Origin of the sequence: Mesorhizobium sp. M0048 (assembly GCF_040323405.1) — a bacterium.
Classification (GTDB): Bacteria; Pseudomonadota; Alphaproteobacteria; order Rhizobiales; family Rhizobiaceae; genus Mesorhizobium.
Map to the genome: position 1 here is coordinate 17,968 of NZ_JAMYUV010000005.1, position 19,898 is coordinate 37,865.

17 protein-coding genes are annotated in these 19,898 nt (G+C 62.6%); 6 read left to right on the top strand and 11 right to left on the bottom strand.

Annotation, left to right across the window (positions count from 1 at the left end; genetic code table 11):
- Nucleotides 1-105: 105 nt before the first annotated feature.
- The 4 genes from NKJ84_RS06960 to NKJ84_RS06975 form a co-directional block, all read right to left on the bottom strand.
- Nucleotides 106-2,427, bottom strand: a complete 2,322-nt coding sequence (locus NKJ84_RS06960) for a putative bifunctional diguanylate cyclase/phosphodiesterase (RefSeq protein ID WP_352505881.1) — start codon at nt 2,425-2,427, stop codon at nt 106-108.
- Between the two features lie 152 nt (nt 2,428-2,579).
- Complete coding sequence (locus tag NKJ84_RS06965) at nt 2,580-6,059, bottom strand: indolepyruvate ferredoxin oxidoreductase family protein (protein ID WP_352505882.1); 3,480 nt, start codon at nt 6,057-6,059, stop codon at nt 2,580-2,582.
- Nucleotides 6,060-6,283: 224 nt separating this feature from the next.
- The gene (locus tag NKJ84_RS06970; protein ID WP_352505883.1) at nt 6,284-6,814 is read right to left on the bottom strand and encodes a hypothetical protein; all 531 of its coding nucleotides are present in this window, start codon (nt 6,812-6,814) and stop codon (nt 6,284-6,286) included.
- Nucleotides 6,807-7,415, bottom strand: a complete 609-nt coding sequence (locus NKJ84_RS06975; RefSeq protein WP_352505884.1) for a CGNR zinc finger domain-containing protein — start codon at nt 7,413-7,415, stop codon at nt 6,807-6,809. Before NKJ84_RS06975 ends, NKJ84_RS06970 begins: the two co-directional genes overlap by 8 nt.
- Before the next feature lie 138 nt (nt 7,416-7,553).
- On the opposite strand from NKJ84_RS06975, the gene NKJ84_RS06980 reads away from it, so the two are divergent.
- The 4 genes from NKJ84_RS06980 to NKJ84_RS06995 all read left to right on the top strand — a co-directional run bounded on the left by NKJ84_RS06980 (nt 7,554) and on the right by NKJ84_RS06995 (nt 12,074).
- Entirely contained in the window at nt 7,554-8,459 is a 906-nt protein-coding gene (locus tag NKJ84_RS06980; RefSeq protein ID WP_352505885.1) for a branched-chain amino acid ABC transporter permease, read from the top strand.
- A gap of 197 nt (nt 8,460-8,656) precedes the next feature.
- Nucleotides 8,657-9,241 (top strand): TRAP transporter small permease subunit, encoded by a 585-nt coding sequence (locus NKJ84_RS06985; protein ID WP_352505886.1) that lies wholly within the window; start codon nt 8,657-8,659, stop codon nt 9,239-9,241.
- Nucleotides 9,241-11,019 carry a TRAP transporter large permease gene (locus tag NKJ84_RS06990; RefSeq protein WP_352506052.1) on the top strand — a complete coding sequence of 593 codons (1,779 nt, stop codon included), beginning with the start codon at nt 9,241-9,243 and terminating at the stop codon, nt 11,017-11,019. The genes NKJ84_RS06985 and NKJ84_RS06990 overlap by 1 nt, the downstream gene beginning before the upstream one ends.
- Nucleotides 11,020-11,051: 32 nt before the next feature.
- Nucleotides 11,052-12,074, top strand: coding sequence for a zinc-dependent alcohol dehydrogenase family protein (locus NKJ84_RS06995; RefSeq protein ID WP_352505887.1), 1,023 nt, complete (start codon nt 11,052-11,054; stop codon nt 12,072-12,074).
- Between the two features lie 66 nt (nt 12,075-12,140).
- Here the strand turns inward: NKJ84_RS06995 and NKJ84_RS07000 are convergent, their stop codons facing one another.
- A complete protein-coding gene (locus NKJ84_RS07000; protein ID WP_254816035.1) occupies nt 12,141-13,250 on the bottom strand; it encodes a TRAP transporter substrate-binding protein in 1,110 nt (369 codons plus the stop codon).
- A gap of 284 nt (nt 13,251-13,534) precedes the next feature.
- Here NKJ84_RS07000 and NKJ84_RS07005 point away from each other — a divergent pair, with 284 nt between their 5' ends.
- Entirely contained in the window at nt 13,535-14,308 is a 774-nt protein-coding gene (locus NKJ84_RS07005; RefSeq protein WP_352480083.1) for a gamma-glutamyl-gamma-aminobutyrate hydrolase family protein, read from the top strand.
- Nucleotides 14,309-14,314: 6 nt separating this feature from the next.
- Here NKJ84_RS07005 and NKJ84_RS07010 read toward each other — a convergent pair whose 3' ends face one another.
- The 5 genes from NKJ84_RS07010 to NKJ84_RS07030 form a co-directional block, all read right to left on the bottom strand.
- On the bottom strand, nt 14,315-14,710 hold the full coding sequence (locus NKJ84_RS07010; protein WP_352480082.1) for a hypothetical protein: 396 nt from the start codon (nt 14,708-14,710) through the stop codon (nt 14,315-14,317).
- Between the two features lie 152 nt (nt 14,711-14,862).
- A complete protein-coding gene (locus NKJ84_RS07015; RefSeq protein ID WP_352505888.1) occupies nt 14,863-15,843 on the bottom strand; it encodes a 2-hydroxyacid dehydrogenase in 981 nt (326 codons plus the stop codon).
- The gene (locus tag NKJ84_RS07020; protein ID WP_023676245.1) at nt 15,840-16,862 is read right to left on the bottom strand and encodes a LacI family DNA-binding transcriptional regulator; all 1,023 of its coding nucleotides are present in this window, start codon (nt 16,860-16,862) and stop codon (nt 15,840-15,842) included. Before NKJ84_RS07020 ends, NKJ84_RS07015 begins: the two co-directional genes overlap by 4 nt.
- Before the next feature lie 68 nt (nt 16,863-16,930).
- Nucleotides 16,931-17,815 carry a DMT family transporter gene (locus tag NKJ84_RS07025; protein WP_352505889.1) on the bottom strand — a complete coding sequence of 295 codons (885 nt, stop codon included), beginning with the start codon at nt 17,813-17,815 and terminating at the stop codon, nt 16,931-16,933.
- Nucleotides 17,816-17,991: 176 nt separating this feature from the next.
- A complete protein-coding gene (locus NKJ84_RS07030; RefSeq protein WP_352505890.1) occupies nt 17,992-18,399 on the bottom strand; it encodes a DUF2000 family protein in 408 nt (135 codons plus the stop codon).
- 50 nt (nt 18,400-18,449) lie between these two features.
- On the opposite strand from NKJ84_RS07030, the gene NKJ84_RS07035 reads away from it, so the two are divergent.
- The gene (locus NKJ84_RS07035) at nt 18,450-19,322 is read left to right on the top strand and encodes an AraC family transcriptional regulator (RefSeq protein WP_352505891.1); all 873 of its coding nucleotides are present in this window, start codon (nt 18,450-18,452) and stop codon (nt 19,320-19,322) included.
- A gap of 1 nt (nt 19,323) precedes the next feature.
- On the opposite strand, the gene NKJ84_RS07040 is transcribed toward NKJ84_RS07035, so the two are convergent.
- Nucleotides 19,324-19,806, bottom strand: coding sequence for a MarR family winged helix-turn-helix transcriptional regulator (locus NKJ84_RS07040; protein ID WP_254816029.1), 483 nt, complete (start codon nt 19,804-19,806; stop codon nt 19,324-19,326).
- Between the last annotated feature and the right edge of the window lie 92 nt (nt 19,807-19,898).

A 19,898-nucleotide genomic window follows, 5' to 3' on the forward strand; every position in this document is an offset into this window, starting at 1 on the left:
CGGGTCATGAGATGTAAAGATGAAAACAAGTAGGAGGTCGTTTACCGCCCGTTAAGGTTAATAATTAATAAAATTATACTAAAATACGCGGTTTTCAGCGCGAAGTCAGCGCCGCGGCGCCTTCCTTGCCGTCTGGATGTCCTTGGCGAAAGGCCAGACGGTGCTCGACATGGTCTCGATGCCGGACGCGCTGAGCGCAGATCCGAACAGAAAGCCCTGGACCAGGTCCGGCTTGACCTGCAATGCCAGGATCTTGAGCTGTTCGAAGGTCTCGACACCTTCGACAGTGACTGAAAGTCCCAGCGGTCGCGACAGGTTGACGATGCCCTTCAGCAATTCGAGCGACCGGCTGTTCTGGGTGACGTCGATCAGGAACGAGCGATCGATCTTGATCTTGTCGAGCGGCAGCTTGTGGAGATAGCTCAGGCTCGAATAGCCGGTACCGAAATCGTCGAGCGCAATGCGCACGCCGAGCCGCTTCAACTCCTCGATATATTGGCGTGTCAGCGACTTGTCGTCGAGCAGCGCCGTCTCGGTGACCTCGATCTCCAGACGTCCGGCGGAAAGACCGGATTCAGCTAGCGCGTCGCGAACCTTCTGGATGACATCACGGTTGCGGAAATCCTTGGCCGAGAGATTGACCGACACGCTGGTCTGGGCCGGCCATTTCGCGCATTCCGTGCAGGCCGCATGCAGGACGAAGGTGCTGATGTCGGAAATAATCCCCATTTCCTCCGCCAGCGGAATAAAGATACCGGGGGAAATCGGCCCGAGATCGGGATGATCCCAGCGGCACAGCGCTTCGCAACTGGCGATACGCATCGTGCTCATCGCCACGATCGGCTGATAGACCACCCGCAATTCGTTGTTTTCCACGGCGCTGCGCAGGTCCGCCTTCATCAGCTGACGGCTGCGGAAGGCAGCATCCATGGAGGCCTCGAACAGCCGCCAACCGTTCTTGCCAAGCTCCTTGGCCTTGTAGAGTGCAAGGTCGGCTTTGACGATCATGGCGTCGACGTCGGTATCCTTGACCCGCGACAGCACCGCGCCGCCGCTGGCCTGGATGCGTAATCCGTGGCCGGCGACATCGACCTCGCCCTGTAGATTGACAAAGATCTCATCAACCTGGCCGATCAGGTGGCTTTCATCCTCGATGCGCTCGAAGAAGATCATGAACTCGTCGCCGCCGAAGCGGCTGACGGTGATGCCTGGCCCAGCGACCGCGGCCAGCCGCTCAGCAACGGCGTAGATCAATCCGTCGCCGACCGGATGGCCGAGCGTGTCATTGACGCTCTTAAAATCGTCGAGGTCGAGCACCACCAGCCCGCAGAGACGCGCGGGATCCCCTGAGGCCATGGCTTCCACCACCAACTCGTGGAAGTAGCCGCGGTTGGGCAGGCCGGTGAGACTGTCGTAGCGCGCCATGAAGCGGATCTTGTCTTCCGCCTCGACCCGGGCGGTCACATCCTCGAAAGTGACGACGCCCAGTTCCTGGCTGCCTTCGCGCGCCGAAAATTCATAGTGCTGGCCGTTGGTGAGCGAGACCAGGACCTTGCGGTCGCGGCCCTCGCGCAACGCACGCGTCAGTTGGGCTTCGATGTAACGGCAATCTTTCGGCGCCAGCATGCCGCCTGCAGCGCCGCGCATCAGCAGACCGTGGATCGAGCGGCCGAGCAGCGCATCGGCCGATTTGAGCGACATCAGGTGCGCGGCTTCGGCATTGGCCACCGCAACCCGGCCGTCGGGACCAAGCATGACAAGGCCATGCGACATGGTATTGAGCGCGCGGTTGAAACGCTGCGCGATGCGGTTCGCCTTCTTTTCCTCCGACAGGGCGGTAAACAGGACTTCGCGGACGATGTCGGCGAATCGCTTGATTGCAAACAGAAAAGGGGCCGACATCAGACCGAGGATAATGTGGTAGATATCGCCGCGCAGGATAAAGCCAAGCGATATGGGCCATGTGGTGGTAATGATAAAAATCATGACCATGCGCGGCGACCCATAATTGCGGCCGGCAATCGACGTGACCGATGCAAGAGTGACGCAGACAGAGGCTATTTCGGCATAGTTGTCGTGGCTGTCATTTGCCAGATAGATACTAACGAAACAGAACGCGCCAAGCATAAAACCATGCATCGAACCGAAAATTATGTAATCATTTTCGCGATCATGGGCTTCTTCCCACGTCGTCGGGGAAGGAAGTCGCCCGTATTTCCGGATGTTGCGAAGGCGCAGAGTACCGACGATGATGAGCCCAGCAGCAACCAAAAGATACGCCAGGTCCATGGTCTTCCAATAGACCAGAATGACGAGAAGTGTCTGCGCAACAAGGCCGATCGACAGCGTGAACCCGTCGCGAAACAGTGTTTCCACGAACGGAATGTAAACGTCGACCGGAATCTCGTTTTTTCGTCTCAGATGCACGCCTGGATCCCAACCCTGGGGAACCCAGCAGTGTCACATTGGCCTTAAGAAAGGTTTAGAGCGGCGTTTCGAGCCCTGCCGTCATCCATTGGTGACGCTGCGGAAGCAGGGAAACTACAGTTCAGGTAAACAAGGGGTATCAGAGCGCGGAATCATTCGGCGGCTTGAAGTTGCGGCCGCAGCGGCGCCCTCGAGAGGCGGTCGAGTAGACGCTGGCGTTCGCCGGCGGCTTTTTCGGCACTGGCCTGCTTGACGCGGCCAAAGCCGCGGATGAGCGCCGGTACCGAAACAAGCGCGGCAGCGGCCTCGATCTTGCCCGGCGTCAGCGCGCCGGCGACAAGCTCCAGGTCGGCTTCATAGAGGGCAAGAAGCTGCCGCTCCATACGCCTCTCGGCGCTGTAGCCGAACAGGTCGAAAGCGGTGCCGCGCAGGCCCTTCATCGCCGCCAGCAGGCGGAACCCGTTCATCATCCACGGGCCAAAGCTCGATTTCTTCGGCTTCCCGTCACTGCCGCGCCTGCCCATGATCGGCGGTGCGAGATGGAATTCGAGCTTGCCGTAGCTCTGGAACTGCTTTGCGAGCTCCGCGGCAAAGGAGCCGTCCGTATAAAGCCGCGCCACCTCGTATTCGTCCTTGATCGCCATCAGCTTGAACAGGTTCTTTGCGGCAGCCTCGGTCACCACGGTCGACCCGGGCACAGCATCGGTTTCGGCCTTGCGCAGCGCCGCCAGTCTGTCGGCATAGCGTTTGCCATAGGCGGCGTTCTGATAGGCGGTCAGGAAGGTGACGCGGCGGGCAATGATGTCGTCCAGCGTCTCGGCAATGGCGGCAGGCTGCGTGGCCTTGCCCGGCTGGGCGAGAAGGCCACGCACGAAATCCGGCTGGTGGGCGGCGCGGCGGCCCCAGCGAAATGCCGCGACATTCATCGCCACCGCCTCGCCGTTGAGTTCGATCGCCTTCTCGACCGCCTCCGCCGACAGCGGCAGGCCGCCATGCTGGAAGGCGAAGCCGAGCATGAACATGTTGGCGCCAAGCGAGCTGCCGAACAGCGCGGTGGCGGTGCGGGTGGCGTCGAAGAAATGCGCCTTGTCGTCGCCTGCGGCCGTTCTTATCGCTTTCTTCAGCCGCTCGACGGGCAGCGAGAAATCGGCCGAACGGGCGAACTCGCCCGGCATGATCTCGGCGGTGTTGGCGAGGAAGATGGTATGGCCTTCGCGCACCGCGGCCAGCACCTTCTTGGCACCCGAAACGACGAGATCGCAGCCAAGCACGAGGTCGGCCTTGCCGGCCGATACCCGAATGGCGTGGATGTCGTCCGGCGTGCGGGCGATGCGGACATGGGTGAACACGGAGCCGCCCTTCTGGGCGAGGCCGGCCATGTCGATCATGCCGCAGCCCTTGCCTTCCAGGTGCGCGGCCATGCCTAGCACCGCGCCTATGGTGACGACGCCGGTGCCGCCGACACCGTCGATGATCGCCGCCCAGCCTTGTTCACCGAGCGTAAATTGCGCCGGCGCCGGCACCCCCGCGAGCGGGTCGGCCGCGCCGGCTATGCCTTCGGCTTTCCTGATTTTGGCGCCGTGGACGGTGACGAAGGACGGGCAGAAACCGTTGACGCAAGAGAAGTCCTTGTTGCAGCTCGACTGGTCGATCTTGCGCTTGCGGCCGAATTCGGTCTCGACCGGCTGGATCGAGACGCAATTCGACTGCACGCCGCAATCGCCGCAGCCTTCGCAGACCAGCTCGTTGATGAAGATACGCTTGTCGGGATCGGGGAAGGTGCCGCGCTTGCGCCGACGACGCTTCTCGGCAGCGCAAGTCTGGTCGTAGAGCAGCACCGAGACGCCTTTGACCGAGCGCAACTCGCGCTGGATGAGATCGAGGTCGTCGCGGTGATGGATAGTGGCGCCGGCGGGAAATTCCACCTTGCCGGTATATTTGTCCGGCTCGTCGGTGACGATGGCGATGCGCTGGACGCCCTCGGCGCGCACCTGCCTGGCGATCATGTCCACCGTCAGGCCGCCTTCGTGCGGCTGCCCGCCGGTCATCGCGACGGCGTCATTGTAGAGGATCTTGTAGGTGATGTTGGCGTCGGTCGACAGCGCGAAGCGGATCGCCAGCACGCCCGAATGGTTGTAGGTGCCATCGCCCAGGTTCTGGAAGATGTGCTCGCGCTTCGAGAACGGCGCCTGGCCGACCCACTGCGCGCCCTCGCCGCCCATGGCGGTGAAGCCTACGGTATTGCGGTCCATCCATAACGCCATGAAATGACAGCCGATTCCGGCGGCGGCGAGCGAGCCGTCCGGCACCTTGGTCGAGGAATTGTGTGGGCAGCCGGAGCAGAAGAACGGCGTGCGCGAGGCGATGTCTGACGTGTCGGCCAGCATCGCCTGGAACTGTCGCAACTTCGCCACCCGCGCGGCGATTTCCTCCGACGGGCCGATCGTTCGCAAAATCCTCTCGCCGAGCGCGATGGCAATATCGTTGGGGTCGAGCGCGCCCTTGGCCGGGAACAGCCAGTCGCCGCGCTCGTCCTTCTTGCCGATGATGACCGGCTGCGTCGCGGTGCCGTAAAGGTTCTCGCGCAGTTGCACCTCGATCAGCGAGCGTTTCTCCTCGACGACGACGATGGTATCGAGGCCGCGAGCAAAGTCGGCGACGTGCTGCAGGTCGAGCGGCCACGGGCAGCCGACCTTGAACAGCCTGATGCCGATACGATTGGCGGCCGCTTCGTCGATGCCGATATCCTCCAGCGCCTGGCGAACGTCGAGATAACTCTTGCCGATGGTGACGATGCCAAGCCTGGCGCTGCTGCCGCCCGAATAGACGATCCGGTTCAGCCCATTGGCGTGGATGAAGGCGGAAGCTGCGGCGCGCTTGTATTCATGCAACCGCTCCTCCTGGCCGAGCATGTCGATCTCGTTACGGATGTTGAGGCCGCCGGGCGGCATGTCGAAGTCCGGGACGACGATATCTAGCCGGTCGAGCGCGGCATCGACCGAGGCCGTCGATTCGATGTTGTCCTTGACGCATTTGATCGCCGCCCAGGTGCCGGCAAAACGCGACATGGCAAAGCCGTAGAGGCCGTAGTCGATGATCTCCTGGACGCCGGCAGGATTGAGGATCGGCACCATGGTGTCGACGAACAGGAACTCGGTGGCATGCGCGTTGGTCGAGGATTCGGCCATGTGGTCGTCACCCATCAGGGCTAACACGCCGCCATGTTTCGACGACCCGGCGAGATTGGCGTGGCGGAACACGTCGCCGGAGCGGTCGACGCCCGGACCCTTGCCGTACCAGACCGAAAAAACGCCGTCATGGGTACCCTCGCCCAGCAATTCCGCCTGCTGCGAGCCCCAGCACGCGGTGGCGGCGAGCTCCTCGTTGAGACCGGGCTGGAAGACGATGTCCGACTGCGCGAGCTGGTTTCTGGCCTTCCACAGCTGCATGTCGAGGCCGCCGAGCGGCGAGCCACGATAGCCGGAGACGAAACCGGCGGTGTTCAGGCCAGCCCGGCGGTCGCGCTCGCGCTGCATCAGAAGCATGCGGATGACTGCCTGGGCGCCCGACAGGAAGATGCGCTCCCTTGCCAGGTCGAACTTGTCGTCGAGCGCGACGTTGTGCAGCGTCATCAGGCGTTTCCTGTGCGGAGACCGTGCCAGGAGATGCACGGCCAACGTCGGAGTCGAGTGCCTACAGTCTTTCTTCCCTTGCCGGGGAGGTCAAACAAAATCGAAGGTGCCAGGCGGTCCGCAACAAACGATCGGTGCGCGGCCGTGTGGCGCCACGAAACGCCTGTCGGGGAGGATGGCCGAGCACGAAAACTCCGGCGGCGGTCGGTGCCGCTGGTGACGCATCATGCAGCCTTTGGGCAACTGGGCTTCGGTTCACCGGGCAGCTTGCCGTCGACGTGGCCGGCCAAGTCCTTGTTGAGCTCGTAGACTGGCCCGACCACCAGGGGCCGGTCGGGCAGGACCGACTGGTCGAGCGAGGACGTCAGAGTGGTCTCGAAACTCTGCAGCAATTTGCCGCTGGAATCCTCGATGCGGATCGACACCGCATAGGGCTTGTCCTTGACAACGCAGGTGAGCGGCGGGCTGGTGAGCGTCACATGCGGCAGCTTCGGCCATATTTTCTGGGTGACGATGATCGGATCACCACCGGCCGGGTTCTGGAAGGACACCACGGCGACCTGCCCCTCACCCACCGGCCGCAGCGGATTGAGGGTGATGACGTAGGTGGCGATACCCAGCCGGTAGTTGAACTCGAACAGCTTCCCGGAAATGGCGAACAGCTGGTCCTTGCCGGAATCCCGGCAGGCGCCGAGCGCGGCCGCCGCGAACAACGCCGCGACGACAATCATCGCGCGCGAATATTTCTTAGGCATTGGTGACCTCCCTGGCCGCGGTCCGGCGGCGATAGTATCGGTTTGCCTTCTGGCGGTTGCCGCACACCGCCATGTCGCACCAGAGGCGGCTGGAATTGCGGCTTTTGTCGACAAACAGCCAGCTGCAGTTCGGACATATCCTCAGCCTGGCGATGGTGTCGCTGCGCAGCAGCGACAGCGCCGAGACCGCAAGCGCCGCCTCGAAGGCGATCGGCGTTGCCGGATCGCCGAACGGTTTTCCGGGCGTGCCGATTTCGGTGCGGCCATCGGCGAGGCCATCGGCGCAGGCTTCCAGGAATTCAGGCATGTCGGCGGTGTCGATCGCACCGTTCGATACCGCGCCACGAAACAGCCGATCGGTCGTCTCGCGAATCGACAGCACCACCGGTGCGATCTTTTCAGGCGCCGGCGCTACGAGCCGCCTGCCGCCGAGCTCGGCGGCGCGAAAGCCACTCGCGGCTTCGGCAAAGCGGGCGATCTCGGCCGGATCGTCGAAACGGTCGAAAGTTTCCTCCGGATCGTTCCGCAAAACGACGGTATTCGCCGTGTCGAGCGCCAGCATGCCACCGGTGAAGCGGTGCGGAGTCCAGGATACTGTCATATCGCGAATCTAACCGATAAATCGCGTTTGACAAGTTAGATTCCGGGTGCAACGCTCGTCAGTGAGGCGATCGCCGTATCGAGAATGTCGTTCGTCCCAAGCCCCGCCCCGATGTGGGGCATGCATCGAGGGTCTTGCATGCTCTATTTCTTCCAGCAGGTTCTGAACGGGCTGCATTCGGGCGCGCTCTACGCATTGCTTGCCTTCGGCTACGTGCTGACCAACGGCATCCTGCACCGCACCAATCTTGCCTATGGCGCGCTGTTCGCCTTTTGCGGCCATACGATGATCCTCAGCGCGGCGTTCGGCTATCAGGCGCTGTGGCTGACGCTGTTTGCATCGGTCTCGCTCGGCGTAGCGGCGGCATTCCTATATGCGGCGCTGCTCAGCCATGTCCTGTCGCGAAGCATCTTCGAACCGCTGGCCGCCCGCTCGCCCAACGCCATCGTGGTGACGACGCTCGGCATATTGCTGGTCTTGTCGGAAGCCAGCCGCATCGCCGCCGACACCCATGACCTATGGTTGCCGCCAATGCTGGCCCAGACCATCGTCTTCGCGCAGAATGCCAGCTTCAAGGCGACGTTGACACTGATTCAGTTGCTCGATTGCGCCGCCGTGCTGGCGGCTATTTCGCTGGCTGCGTGGGGGTTCACACATTCCAGCTTCGGCCGAAGCTGGCGTGCCGTATCCGACGATCCAAAGGCCGCTGCGATGTGCGGCGTCGATGTCCGCGCGGTGTTTCGGCGTGCGGTGCTTTTCGGCGGCCTTTGCGCGGCAATGGCTGGCGTGCTCGCCGCCTTCTACTACGGCAACATCAGCTTCGGCACAGGGTTGGTCTACGGGTTGAAAATCCTGTTCGTGACCGCAGTGGGCGGCTATCTCTCGCCTTTGCGGGCGGCACTGGGCGCCGCCGCTTTCGGCATGGCCGAATCGCTATGGGCCGGCTATTTCCCGCTCGAATGGCGGGACGGCTGGATGTACCTGTTCCTCGTCGCCATGCTTGTGCTGATCGGCTCCGGCCGCGACCAACAGAAGATCGCCTGAGCCGCATCCGACTTTGGTTGGATGACATGTCCCCTGGACATGCAAAGGACGCGGCAGCATTTTGCCGGCGGCCACCTCACAACTGTGTTTATGCGGGCTGTCCGATGTTGACCCGCCGAACCACGCACTGCATACCGTTGGTCCACAGCGACGCGACGGACAGGGAACCGGCGCGCTCCGACACAAGGGAGGAATGCATGGCAGGGCTTCTCGCTCTTTCCAGAGCCATTGACCGTTTGAACGAATTCATCGGCAAATGGGTTTCGTGGCTGATCCTGCTGGCGATCCTGGTAAGCGCCGCCAACGCCGTGATCCGCAAGGTGTTCGACATGTCCTCGAACGCCTGGCTGGAATTGCAGTGGTATCTGTTCGGCGCCGCCTTCATGCTGGCCGCCGCCTACACTCTGAAGCAGAACGACCATATTCGCATCGATATCGTCTACGGCATGTTCTCGCGCCGCGTGCAGCACTGGATCGACCTTTTCGGTCACGTCTTCTTCCTGATGCCGTTCGTGACGTCGATGGTCGTCTATTTCGTTCCCTATGTGTCGCTGTCGTATCGCAGCGGCGAGATGTCGAACAATTCCGGCGGGCTGATCATCTGGCCGGCGAAGGCGATTCTGCTGGCCGGCTTTTTTCTGCTCGCGCTGCAGGGCATTTCCGAGATCATCAAGAAGATCGCCATCATGCGCGGTCAGATGGACGATCCCACTCCGTTCATATCGGTGCATGAGCAGGCCGAGCTAGAAGCCAAGGCGCTCGTGGAAGAGGTGCGCTCGTGATCGAGTTCATCGCCCAGAACATGGCGCCGATCATGTTCGCCTCGCTGGTCGTCTTCCTGCTGATCGGCTACCCCGTCGCCTTCTCGCTTGCCGCCAACGGCCTGATGTTCTTCTTCATCGGCGTGCTGCTGTCGCCCTATTCGGGCGGCTCCATCAATCTCGCCTGGCCGTTGCTGCACGCGTTGCCGGATAATTTCTATGGCAGCCGGGTGATGTCGAACGATACGCTGCTGGCGATCCCGTTCTTCACCTTCATGGGCATCGTGCTCGAACGATCCGGCATGGCCGAAGACCTGCTCGACACCATCGGCCAGCTGTTCGGACCGGTCCGTGGTGGCCTTGCCTATGCGGTGATTTTCGTCGGCGCGCTGCTTGCCGCGACGACCGGCGTGGTGGCGGCCTCTGTCATTGCCATGGGTCTGATTTCGCTGCCGATCATGCTGCGCTACGGCTACGACCGGCGGCTGGCATCCGGCGTCATTGCCGCGTCCGGGACGCTCGCCCAGATCATCCCGCCGTCGCTGGTGCTGATCGTCCTGGCCGACCAGCTCGGCCGCTCGGTCGGCGATATGTATAAGGGAGCGCTGATCCCCGGGCTCATTTTGACCGGCATCTACATGCTCTACATCCTGCTCATGTCGATCTTCCGGCCGAAGTCGATGCCGGCCCTGCCGCTGGAGGCCCGCACGCTCGGCCACGGCGTGCTGTCGCTGCTGGCGGCGGTGCTGGCGGCGGTGGTGGTTTCCTATGCGGCGTATCGCTACCTTGCGCCGAACCATGGCGGCGACGCCGATATCCTCGGCGCCACTATTGGCGTCATCTTCATCTATGTCGTGGCGATCGTCGACCAGCGCCTGAAGATCAACCTGATGTCGAGGCTGGCGCAGCAGGTGATCATCGTCCTGATCCCGCCGCTGGCGCTGATCTTCCTGGTGCTGGGCACCATCTTCCTCGGCATCGCCACGCCGACGGAAGGCGGCGCCATGGGCGCCGTCGGCGCGCTGGCAATGGCCGCGATGAAGGGGCGGCTGTCGCTCGACGTGGTCAAGCAGGCGCTGGCCTCGACGACCAGGCTGTCGTCCTTCGTTCTGTTCATCCTGATCGGCGCGCGGGTGTTCTCGCTGACCTTTTACGGGGTCAATGGCCACATCTGGGTCGAGCACCTGTTGACCTCGCTGCCGGGCGGTGAAGTCGGTTTCCTGATTGGCGTCAACATCCTCGTCTTCGTGCTCGCCTTCTTCCTCGACTTTTTCGAGCTTGCCTTCATCATCGTTCCGCTTTTGGCACCGGCGGCCGACAAGCTCGGCATCGACCTGATCTGGTTCGGCGTGCTTTTAGGCGTCAACATGCAGACCTCCTTCATGCATCCGCCCTTCGGCTTCGCGCTGTTTTATCTGCGCTCGGTCGCCGCGCGCGTGCCCTATCTCGACCGGCTCACCGGCAAGCAGATCGCGCCGGTCACCACAGGGCAGATCTATTGGGGCGCAGTGCCCTTCGTCTGTATCCAGGTGATCATGATCGGCCTGACCATCGCCTTCCCGCAGATGGTGATGCACTACAAAGGCACCGTCGTCGATCCGGGCACCATCAACTACCAGGTGCCGGAAACGCCTGGCATCGGCTTGTCGCCGCTTGGCACGCCGCCGGCCAACGGCGGCACTGCCCCGGCCTCACCTTCCACACCGGATTTGTCGCAGCCGCCGAGCTTCGACGAAAAGCCGCCCGCGAAGCCGGCGGCACCGGCAATCGATCTGTCGCAACCCCCGAGTTTCAACTGAGGCGAGTTTCAACTGAGGAAGGCCCGGCAGCCATGAAGGCGGTTCGGTTGGAGCGAGTGGGCGGCCTCGCCGTGTGCGAGGTCGAGAAACCGACTGCCGGGCCAGACGAGCTGCTGGTACGGATCGAGGCGTGCGGCGTCTGCGGCACCGACAGACATCTTTTCCATGGTGAATTCCCGTGCACGCCGCCGGTGACGCTCGGGCATGAATTCTCCGGCATCGTCGAGGCGATCGGACCTGCCGTATCCGGCTTTTCGGTCGGCGACCGCGTCAGCGGCGATCCCAATATTGCCTGCGGGCGCTGCGCGCATTGTCAGGCGGGCCGAGTCAATCTCTGCAGCAATCTGCGTGCCATCGGCATCCATCGCGACGGCGGCTTTGCTGAATATCTTGCCTTGCCGCAGAAACAGGCCTTCGTCTTGCCAGGCGATCTGAAGCCTACGCATGGTGCTTTCTGCGAGCCGCTCGGTTGCTGCCTGCATGGCGTGGACCTTGCCGCGATCAAACCAGGCTCGTCGGTCGCGGTGCTCGGCGGCGGCGTGATCGGCCTGCTCACCGTTCAGCTGGCAAAGCTCGCCGGTGCGACGACCATCATCCTGTCGACGCGTCAGGCCTCGCGGCGGGCTCTTGCCGAGCAACTTGGCGCAACGGCGACGCTCGATCCCGGCGCCTTCGATGTCACCGATGCGATCGTAGGCCGGTCGGGTTTGATGCCGGGCGGCGTCGACGTGGTGTTCGAATGCGCAGGCGCGAAAGACACTGTTGAGCAGGCGATGCGGCTGGCCAAAGCGGGCGGCACAATTGTCGTCGTCGGCGTTATGCCGCAAGGCATGAAAGCGGCGTTCGAACCGTTCGACCTGCTGTTCCGCGAGTTGAAGGTCCTGGGCTCCTTCCTCAATCCCTTTACCCATCGCCGGGCCGCCGATCTTATCGCTTCGGGGGCTATCGAGGTAGACCGGCTGATATCGCGGCAGGTCACGCTTGAAGAGTCAGCTGCAGTGATCGCCAATCCGCCTGCGCCAGGCGAGGTCAAGGTTCTGGTGGTGCCCGGCTGATCGCAAACGGATTGCGCTGCGGCGCCAGCGTCCCGAAGGAACGCCGGCGCCGCAGAGCAGCAAGGTTCAGAGCCTGCTGTTGCGCTGCTGGACCATCATGAAGGTGTCGTAGTTGTACTCGGCCACCTGCGCCCAGAGATAATGCTCCTTGCGGAACGCCTTGATCGAGTCCCAGATCTTCTTGAACGGCGCGTTCGAGGCTTCCATCTCGGCATAGACCTCGTTGGCCTTTTCGAAGCAGGCGGCCATGATCTCCTGGCTGAACGGACTCAACTTGGCGCCGCCGGCAACCAGCCGCTTCACCGCCGCCGGGTTGAGGTAGTCGTATTTCTGCAGCATGTTGGCATCGGCCGCTTGGGCGGCAGTGTGCACCAGCGACTTGTAAGCCGGCGAAAGTTCGTCGTATTTCGCCTTGTTGAACATCAGATGGACGGTCGGTCCACCTTCCCACCAGCCGGGATAGTAGTAATAGGGCGCAACCTTGTAGAAGCCGAGCTTCTCGTCATCATAAGGGCCAACCCATTCGGCGGCATCGATCGTGCCCTTTTCCAGCGCCGGATAAATGTCGCCACCGGCGATCTGCTGCGGAACCACGCCGAGCCTTTGCACCACTTTGCCGGCAAAACCGCCGATGCGCATCTTGAGGCCGGAAAGGTCGGCAACCGTTTTGATCTCCTTGCGAAACCAGCCGCCCATCTGCACGCCGGTATTGCCGCCCGGCAGCCCGAACAGACCCTGCGTCGCCAGGAACTCGTTGAACAGATCGATGCCCCCGCCATGATAGTGCCAGGCGTTGATGCCGCGCGCGTTGAGCGAAAACGGAACCGCCGCTCCCAGCGCCCAGGTCGGGTCCTTGCCCCAGTAATAGTATGCCACAGTATGGCAGGCCTCGACCGTGCCGGCTGTGGTGGCATCGGCGGCCTGCAGGCCGGGAACGAGTTCGCCGGAGGCGAAGACCTGGACCTGGAAGTTGCCGTCGGTCGCCTCCGAAAGCATCTTGGAAAACACTTCGGCACCGCCGTAGATCGTATCGAGCGACTTCGGGAAGGACGACGCCAGCCGCCAGGTTACTTTCGGATTGGACTGGGCGATGGCCGGCGCAGCAAGTGTCGCGGCAGCGGCCGCAGCGCCGAAACCGGTGGTGCCGGCCTTGCGGATGAACGAACGACGATCCATGAAGTTCCTCCCGTTTGGATCAACTGACCGACGTTCGGGACGCTTCGGCGCCCGCATCGGCTTCGAGCCGACAATACACAGGCAAGGAGTCGAGTCCAGCGCGGCAGCCCGGTTTGAGTGGCGCATTTCGGAGAAATTCACGGCGTTGGGCCAGATCTTGCAACTATAGTCTAACGTCGATTAACTGGCCTACGCGACACGCCGAAACTTGCCATGGAAATGCGCCTTCGGATCGCCTATTTTGCAGGCAGATAATTCGTTGCACCCGATGGGATCCGGACCAAATGCACCAGCCGCTCGTCGCCATATCGACCGACGTCCGCCAGTTCGACAATTACACCTGGCATGCCGCGCCGCAGCAATATCTTGAAGCGGCGCTTTCAGGGGCAGGCGTGTTCCCGCTGCTGGTACCGTCCTTCGGCGACCGGCTCGACTTCGATGAACTGCTTTCCGCCGTCGACGGCGTCATGGTCACCGGTTCGAAGTCCAACGTTCATCCCTCGCTCTACGGCGGTGACGCCAGTGAAGCCAATGGTCCCTACGACCCCGCCCGCGACGCCACCACGCTGCCGCTGATCCGCAGGGCGGTGGAGCGCGGAGTACCGCTGCTCGCGATCTGCCGCGGCATCCAGGAGATGAATGTGGCGCTGGGTGGCACGCTGGCCACTGAAATCCAGGAACGCGCCGGTTCGCTCGATCATCGTGCGCCTGCAAGCGACAATCAGGACGAACGCTTCGCCATCCGCCAGAGCGTGTCGATAAAACCCGGCAGCTGCCTGGCCGGGGTCTTCGGCGCCGGCGACATCATGGTCAATTCGGTGCATCGCCAGGCTGTCGACCGGCTTGGCCCAAAGCTGCAGGTCGAAGCGGTCGCCGCCGACGGCACTGTCGAGGCGGTCTCGGTGCGCGATGCACGCGCTTTCGCCGTCGGCGTCCAGTGGCATCCCGAATACTGGGTCAAATCGGACAGCATCTCGGTAAAGATATTTCGCGCTTTCGGTGACGCCGTGCGGCTGCATCAGGCGGCGAAATCGGGTGCGCGCGCCGCGGCGGAATAGGGCTCGTCAGTTGCCGGCCGACGCCAGGGTCAGCAGCGGCAGCACCGGCGCGTAGGATTCGTAACCGTCGCCATCGGCGACCGAGAACATGACGATCGGATCGTTGCCGTTGGCGCTGAATGTGACCGTGCCGTCATCCTGCTCTCGCCAGAACTTCGCCTGCTCGACACCGGGCAACACCCGGCGGCAATTCGCGGCGACCGTCAACAGCGACAGGCCTTGCGAAATCTCGGCGCCACGGGTGACCGCACAAGACGCCTCGTCACCATGGGCTACCAGCCTGTAGGTGCTGGACGAAGGTGCTGGCTCACTGGCTGCGCGGCTTTGACCGCTACCGGCGTAAAACAGCTGGACGCTGCCTAACAGCGCAGCAATCGCCATCAATGCGGGAAGCGTTTTCATCCTGTTTCTCCGCGCATTTCAAGCGCGCCGTGTTCGATGTCATCAGGAGGAGGCGCGCTTCATCTTGCTGCCATGTGCTGTCAAGGGGACATACACTAGCCAAGGAGGCAGAATGATTCCGAAGGGTTAAGCTGAAGTTAACAATAGGGCGGTCACGGCCTCGCCTTGACGTTTGCCGTCTCCGGCACCGGCGTCAGCGCCTTGCGCTGCGAAAACCACGAGACCAGATTGTCGACGCACAGGTCCGCCATGGCGCGGCGGGTGTGCTGCGAGGCCGAGCCGACATGAGGCAAAAGCGAGGTGTTGGGCGCGGCAAGCAACGCCGCAGGCACGTTCGGCTCGTCGGCAAAAACGTCTAGCCCGGCAGCGGCGATGCTGCCGCTGGCAAGTGCGGCGGCAAGAGTTGGTTCGTCGACCGTGCTGCCCCTGCCGATATTGACGAAGACGCCGTTCGGCCCCAGAGCCGAGAGGATTTCGGCATTGACGGCCTTGTCCGTCGAGGCCCCGCCGGGCGCCACCGAGATCAGCGTGTCGACCGCCTCGGCGAGACCTTTCAGCGTCGGGTGATAGTCATAGGGCAGGCCTTCGACGCGGCGCCGGTTGTGATAGGCGATGGGCAGTCCGAAAGCATCGAGCCGGCGGGCAATGGCGAGTCCGATGCGGCCCATGCCGAAGATGCCGACACGGCGACCGCGCAAAGTCAGCCGGCTCAGTGGATAGTTGCCGTTGCGCAGCCAACTTCCGTCGCGCAGCCACGCCTCGGCGCGCGGCAGTTCGCGGATGGTATTGATCAACAGGCCGAGCGCCGTATCGGCGACCTCTTCGGTCAGCACATCCGGTGTGTTGGTGACCATGATGCCGCGCCGTGCGGCGTGGTGGACATCGACCGAATCATAGCCGACGCCGAAATTGGCGATAATCTCGAGCTTTGGCAGCGCGTCCATCAACGCGGCGCTTATGCCGCCAAAGGCGGCTATGCCGCGCACCGTAAGGCGCATCTCGTCGGTGACCAGCGACGGATCGGCGCGTTCGATCCGGACGCGGCTGAACGCCCCGTCGATGCGGCCGACCGCATGGTCGTTGAACTGGCCCGGCACCAGAATGGTAACAGCTTGCTGGTCGGTTTTTGTCATGCACGTTCCACCGGTTTGCCGGTCGACTGGCGCACATGCAGTTCCGGCTTGATCAGTTCCTGCGACGGCCGCACCGTCTGTCCGTTGAGTTTGTCGAGCAGCGCGCTGGCAGCGCGGCGGCCAACCTCACGCTGGCCGTTCCAGACCGTGGTTAGCGCCGGCGTCGCGATCGCCGCCTCCTCGAGGTCGTCATAGCCAGTGACCGAAATGTCGATGCCCGGCACCAGACCAGCGCGGGCAATGCCGTTCATCAGGCCGATGGCGACGAGGTCGTTCCAGCAGCAGGCCGCGGTCGGCCTGTCCTTTAGCGCCAGGAACTGCCCGGCAGCCTCGAAGCCGGCCTGCTTGGTGCGCGGGCCGGCGATGCGCCAGGACGGCCTGACCTCAAGCCCCGCCGCCTCCATGGCGTTGACATATCCCTGATAGCGGTCGCGGCCGGTCGACGTCTGATCGGTACCGCCGATCATTGCGATGCGCTTGTGGCCAAGCGAGATCAGATGGTTGGTGGCAAGCCCGGTGCCATAGGCATCGTCGCCGCGAAACACCGGCACGTCGGCACCTTCGACGGTGCGTGCAATCAGCACTGCCGGGAGACCGTTCTCCTCGGCCATGATTATGTCTTCGGGCGGCGTGCCGATGGCCGGCGACATGATGACCCCGTCAGCGCCGAGCTGCAGAAGCGTGTCGATGAAAGTGCGTTGTTTCTCGAGCTGGTCGTAGTGGTTCGACAGGATGAAGGTTTGCCGGCTGCGGTCGAGCTCGCTCTCTATCGAACGCAATATCTCGGCAAAGAACGGGTTCATGATGTCGTGGACGACAACGCCGACTATGCCCGAGCGCGAGGTGCGCAGGCTGGCGGCGCGGCGGTTGTAGATATAGCCGATGGCGCGGGCATGTTCCTTGATGCGGTCGCGGGTGCCGCCGGCGACCAGCGGGCTGTCGCGCAAGGCCAGCGAGACCGTGGCCGTGGACACGCCGAGCGCATCCGCGATGGTCGAAAGCTTGATCTTCTGTGCCAGCGCCCTGCGCTCCCGAAGCAATTTAAACTGTTTAAAGGCCGGCTCTTATGCCATCGATTCCGAGCAAATCAAAGTTTTTTTGCCAGCGCTTCCGCCTCCGCGTCCAGCGTCGCGCGGTTACGCAAACGAAGCCGGTGCTCACGGTGAACGATGTAGAGGCCGCTGGCGACGATGACTGTGGCACCGACCAGCGTCCAGCCATCGGGAAACTGGTTGAAGACGATCAGGCCGGAGATGATCATCCAGATCATCTGCGAATAGGGATAGGGAGCCAGGGCCGTGGTGGTGGCAAGGCGATAGGCCTGCACAAGAAGCCAATGACCGATGGCGCCGAAGACGCCAAGCATCAGCAATATGAACCAGTGCCAGCCATCCTGCGGCAGCGAAGGCGAAAACGGCAGTGTCGGCAAAAGCAGCACGGCCGGCGCCAGCGCCGAAAACAGGATGAGGCTTTCGGAGGTTTCCGTAGCCGACATGCGGCGCGTCATGATGACGTAGAAACTGTTCGACAGCATCGAGCCGAGCGCAAAGAGATGGCCGACGCCAAAAAGGCCGACGCCCGGCCGGGTGATGACGAGGACGCCGATAAAGCCGCTCATGATCGCCAGCCAGCGCCGCCAGCCGGCCCATTCGCCGAGCAACGGACCGGCAAGCGCGGTGATCACCATCGGGCCGAAGAAGTAGATCGAGGTGGTTTCCGCCAGTTGCAGCGTCCGCAGCGCCAGAATGTTGAACATCGTCGATCCGAACAAGAGCAGACCGCGCGTGATGTGCGCCGGCAGGTTGGCGGGACGAAAGCGCAGCGGCTCACGCCATCCGCGCAGAAAAACGCCGACGATCAGCACATGGACCGCGAAGCGGGTCCACGCGACGATCAGCGCCGAGACGCCGGCCAGGACAAGGTACTTGCTGCTGGTGTCGAGGAAGGTGAAAAACACATAGACGGAAAGCATGCACAGGATCGCCGCCGGCGATGTCGCGCTTTCGTCATGTCTTGGGGAAGCATTCAATTTCAGGCCGGACGGGAAGCAAGGCAGTCCTTCACCCATGCGGGAATTGTCGCCTGCGGGCAAGCCAAAAGAGGCTGGCACAACGACAGGCTAAGGTTTTGTTGCTGGTGGCCGACGAGTCAAGCGTGCATGCGGGCACCCTTGGTGATCCTGTCGACGAGTTTCTTTTCGGCGCGAAGCGCGATGCCGACCACCTTGGCGTCCTCCGGCGCAAACTCGGCAAAGACGGCACGGTTGGCCAGATCATAACCAGTCGAAAACATTTCCTCGACATAGAGCGATACCGTCACACCACGCTCCAGCGCCCGCCGCTGGATCGCGCCGAGCGTCTGGCCGTCCGCCGAAAGCACGATGACCGGCTGGATCGACAGCGGGTTGTAGATGTTGCCGGCGCGATCACGGTAGGGGTCGCCGATAATGTCGGGAAATTGCGCGACGATGCCGCTGGTCAGAAAGGCGGTGACATTGAGCTTTTGCCAGACGGGAAGATCATCCTTGAGCACGATTGCAAATTTCGTATCGAACATGCGACAGTTTCCAATCCGAAAGGGGCCAATCCGAGGCTGCGAGAAAAGCGATGCCGCACGGTCTAGACGGGGAAGCCTTTCAGGGTCTTGGACGTTTGTGCGTGGATGCAGCCGAAAACTGCATCGTACCGGCACCCCGTGCTGCCGGCATGGAACGCATCGAGGCCCGGTTCCACGGCAACGCCTTCGATCTCCATCGCCACGACACCTATGCGATCGGGGTGACGCTTTATGGCGTGCAGCGCTTCCGCTATCGCGGCCAAATGCATCGGAGCTTGCCTGGCCAGATCATTATCCTTCATCCAGACGAACTGCACGATGGCGGTGCCGGCACCGAAGACGGCTTGCGATACAGAATGCTCTATTTGGAGCCGTCCCTGATGCTCGACTGTCTCGGCGGCGGATCACTGCCGTTCGTGAGGAATGCCGTGGTGACAGACCGCGATCTCCGCGCGACGCTGCTTTCGGCGCTCGGGCCGCTGGATCAGCAACTGGACGAGCTGTTTGTCGTCGATTTCATGACGCAGCTTATGCAAAGCCTGGCCCGGCACGCCGGTCAGCCGGCGAAACCGGTAGCGAAAACGGCGTGGCGCGCCGCCAACCTGGCGCGCGACTATCTGGAGGAAAATGTCGCGCGGATTGTACGTTCAGACGAATTGGAGGCGATAACCGGATTGGACCGTTATGCCCTGTCGCGGCATTTTCGCGCGACCTTCTCGACCAGCCCGCACCGGTTCCTGTTGATGCGCCGGCTTCAGCGAGCCCGTCGGATGATCGAAGCCGACGAGCCGCTGGCGCAAATCGCAATGGCCGCCGGCTTCAGTGATCAAAGCCATTTCAATCGGCATTTCAAGAAGGCGTTCGGCGTCACACCGGGACGCTGGTCGGCACTGACGCGGCGGCCGCCAGCGGCGAACGCGTGAGCTATTCAAGCATCTTGTCTTCGATATCCAGTTCGTCGTCCGGGAGCACCATTTCGCCGTTCGACAGGTTCGCCTCGACGCGGGCAAGCAGCTTGAACAGCGCTTTCTGATCCTTCTTGTCGAGACCCTTCAATGCCTGCTTTTCGGTCTTCTTCACCGATTTCTCGATGGCGTGGATGATTTCGCGGCCAGTGTCGGTGAGGAAAATATGCGCCTGGCGGGCATCGGCGGAGGAGGCGCGCTTTTCCAGAAAACCCTGCGCCTGCAGCCGGTTGATGGTCTTGGTGATGGTCGGCGGACGCACGCCGAGGCGGCCGGCAAGGTTGCCGGGCGTCTGCCCATCCTCGCGGTCGAGCGCCAGCATGATCTGGTCCTGGCCGGCATAGAAACCATGCGCCAGAAGCCGGGCGGCGAGCGCCGTGCGCGCCAGCCGCGCCGCCGAATGCAGCCGGCTCATTGTTGCAGTCTTGTCCGCCTTGGCCATGCTCATCCCTCCTCGGCCAAACCGGAGCGGACAGCATAGAAGCAGGCCGCCGGTTGGCAATGACCATCGAAAACATTCCGGCTCGGAAAATA

Coding starts and splice junctions, on each gene's coding strand:
- NKJ84_RS06995 (WP_352505887.1), top strand. CDS start 11,052: ATGAAGGCGGTTCGGTTGGAGCGAGTGGGCGGCCTCGCCGTGTGCGAG.
- NKJ84_RS06975 (WP_352505884.1), bottom strand. CDS start 7,415: ATGACAGTATCCTGGACTCCGCACCGCTTCACCGGTGGCATGCTGGCG.
- NKJ84_RS07030 (WP_352505890.1), bottom strand. CDS start 18,399: ATGTTCGATACGAAATTTGCAATCGTGCTCAAGGATGATCTTCCCGTC.
- NKJ84_RS06980 (WP_352505885.1), top strand. CDS start 7,554: ATGCTCTATTTCTTCCAGCAGGTTCTGAACGGGCTGCATTCGGGCGCG.
- NKJ84_RS07040 (WP_254816029.1), bottom strand. CDS start 19,806: ATGGCCAAGGCGGACAAGACTGCAACAATGAGCCGGCTGCATTCGGCG.
- NKJ84_RS07025 (WP_352505889.1), bottom strand. CDS start 17,815: ATGCTTTCCGTCTATGTGTTTTTCACCTTCCTCGACACCAGCAGCAAG.
- NKJ84_RS06970 (WP_352505883.1), bottom strand. CDS start 6,814: ATGCCTAAGAAATATTCGCGCGCGATGATTGTCGTCGCGGCGTTGTTC.
- NKJ84_RS07015 (WP_352505888.1), bottom strand. CDS start 15,843: ATGACAAAAACCGACCAGCAAGCTGTTACCATTCTGGTGCCGGGCCAG.
- NKJ84_RS07005 (WP_352480083.1), top strand. CDS start 13,535: ATGCACCAGCCGCTCGTCGCCATATCGACCGACGTCCGCCAGTTCGAC.
- NKJ84_RS06985 (WP_352505886.1), top strand. CDS start 8,657: ATGGCAGGGCTTCTCGCTCTTTCCAGAGCCATTGACCGTTTGAACGAA.
- NKJ84_RS07000 (WP_254816035.1), bottom strand. CDS start 13,250: ATGGATCGTCGTTCGTTCATCCGCAAGGCCGGCACCACCGGTTTCGGC.
- NKJ84_RS07010 (WP_352480082.1), bottom strand. CDS start 14,710: ATGAAAACGCTTCCCGCATTGATGGCGATTGCTGCGCTGTTAGGCAGC.
- NKJ84_RS06965 (WP_352505882.1), bottom strand. CDS start 6,059: ATGACGCTGCACAACGTCGCGCTCGACGACAAGTTCGACCTGGCAAGG.
- NKJ84_RS07035 (WP_352505891.1), top strand. CDS start 18,450: ATGCCGCACGGTCTAGACGGGGAAGCCTTTCAGGGTCTTGGACGTTTG.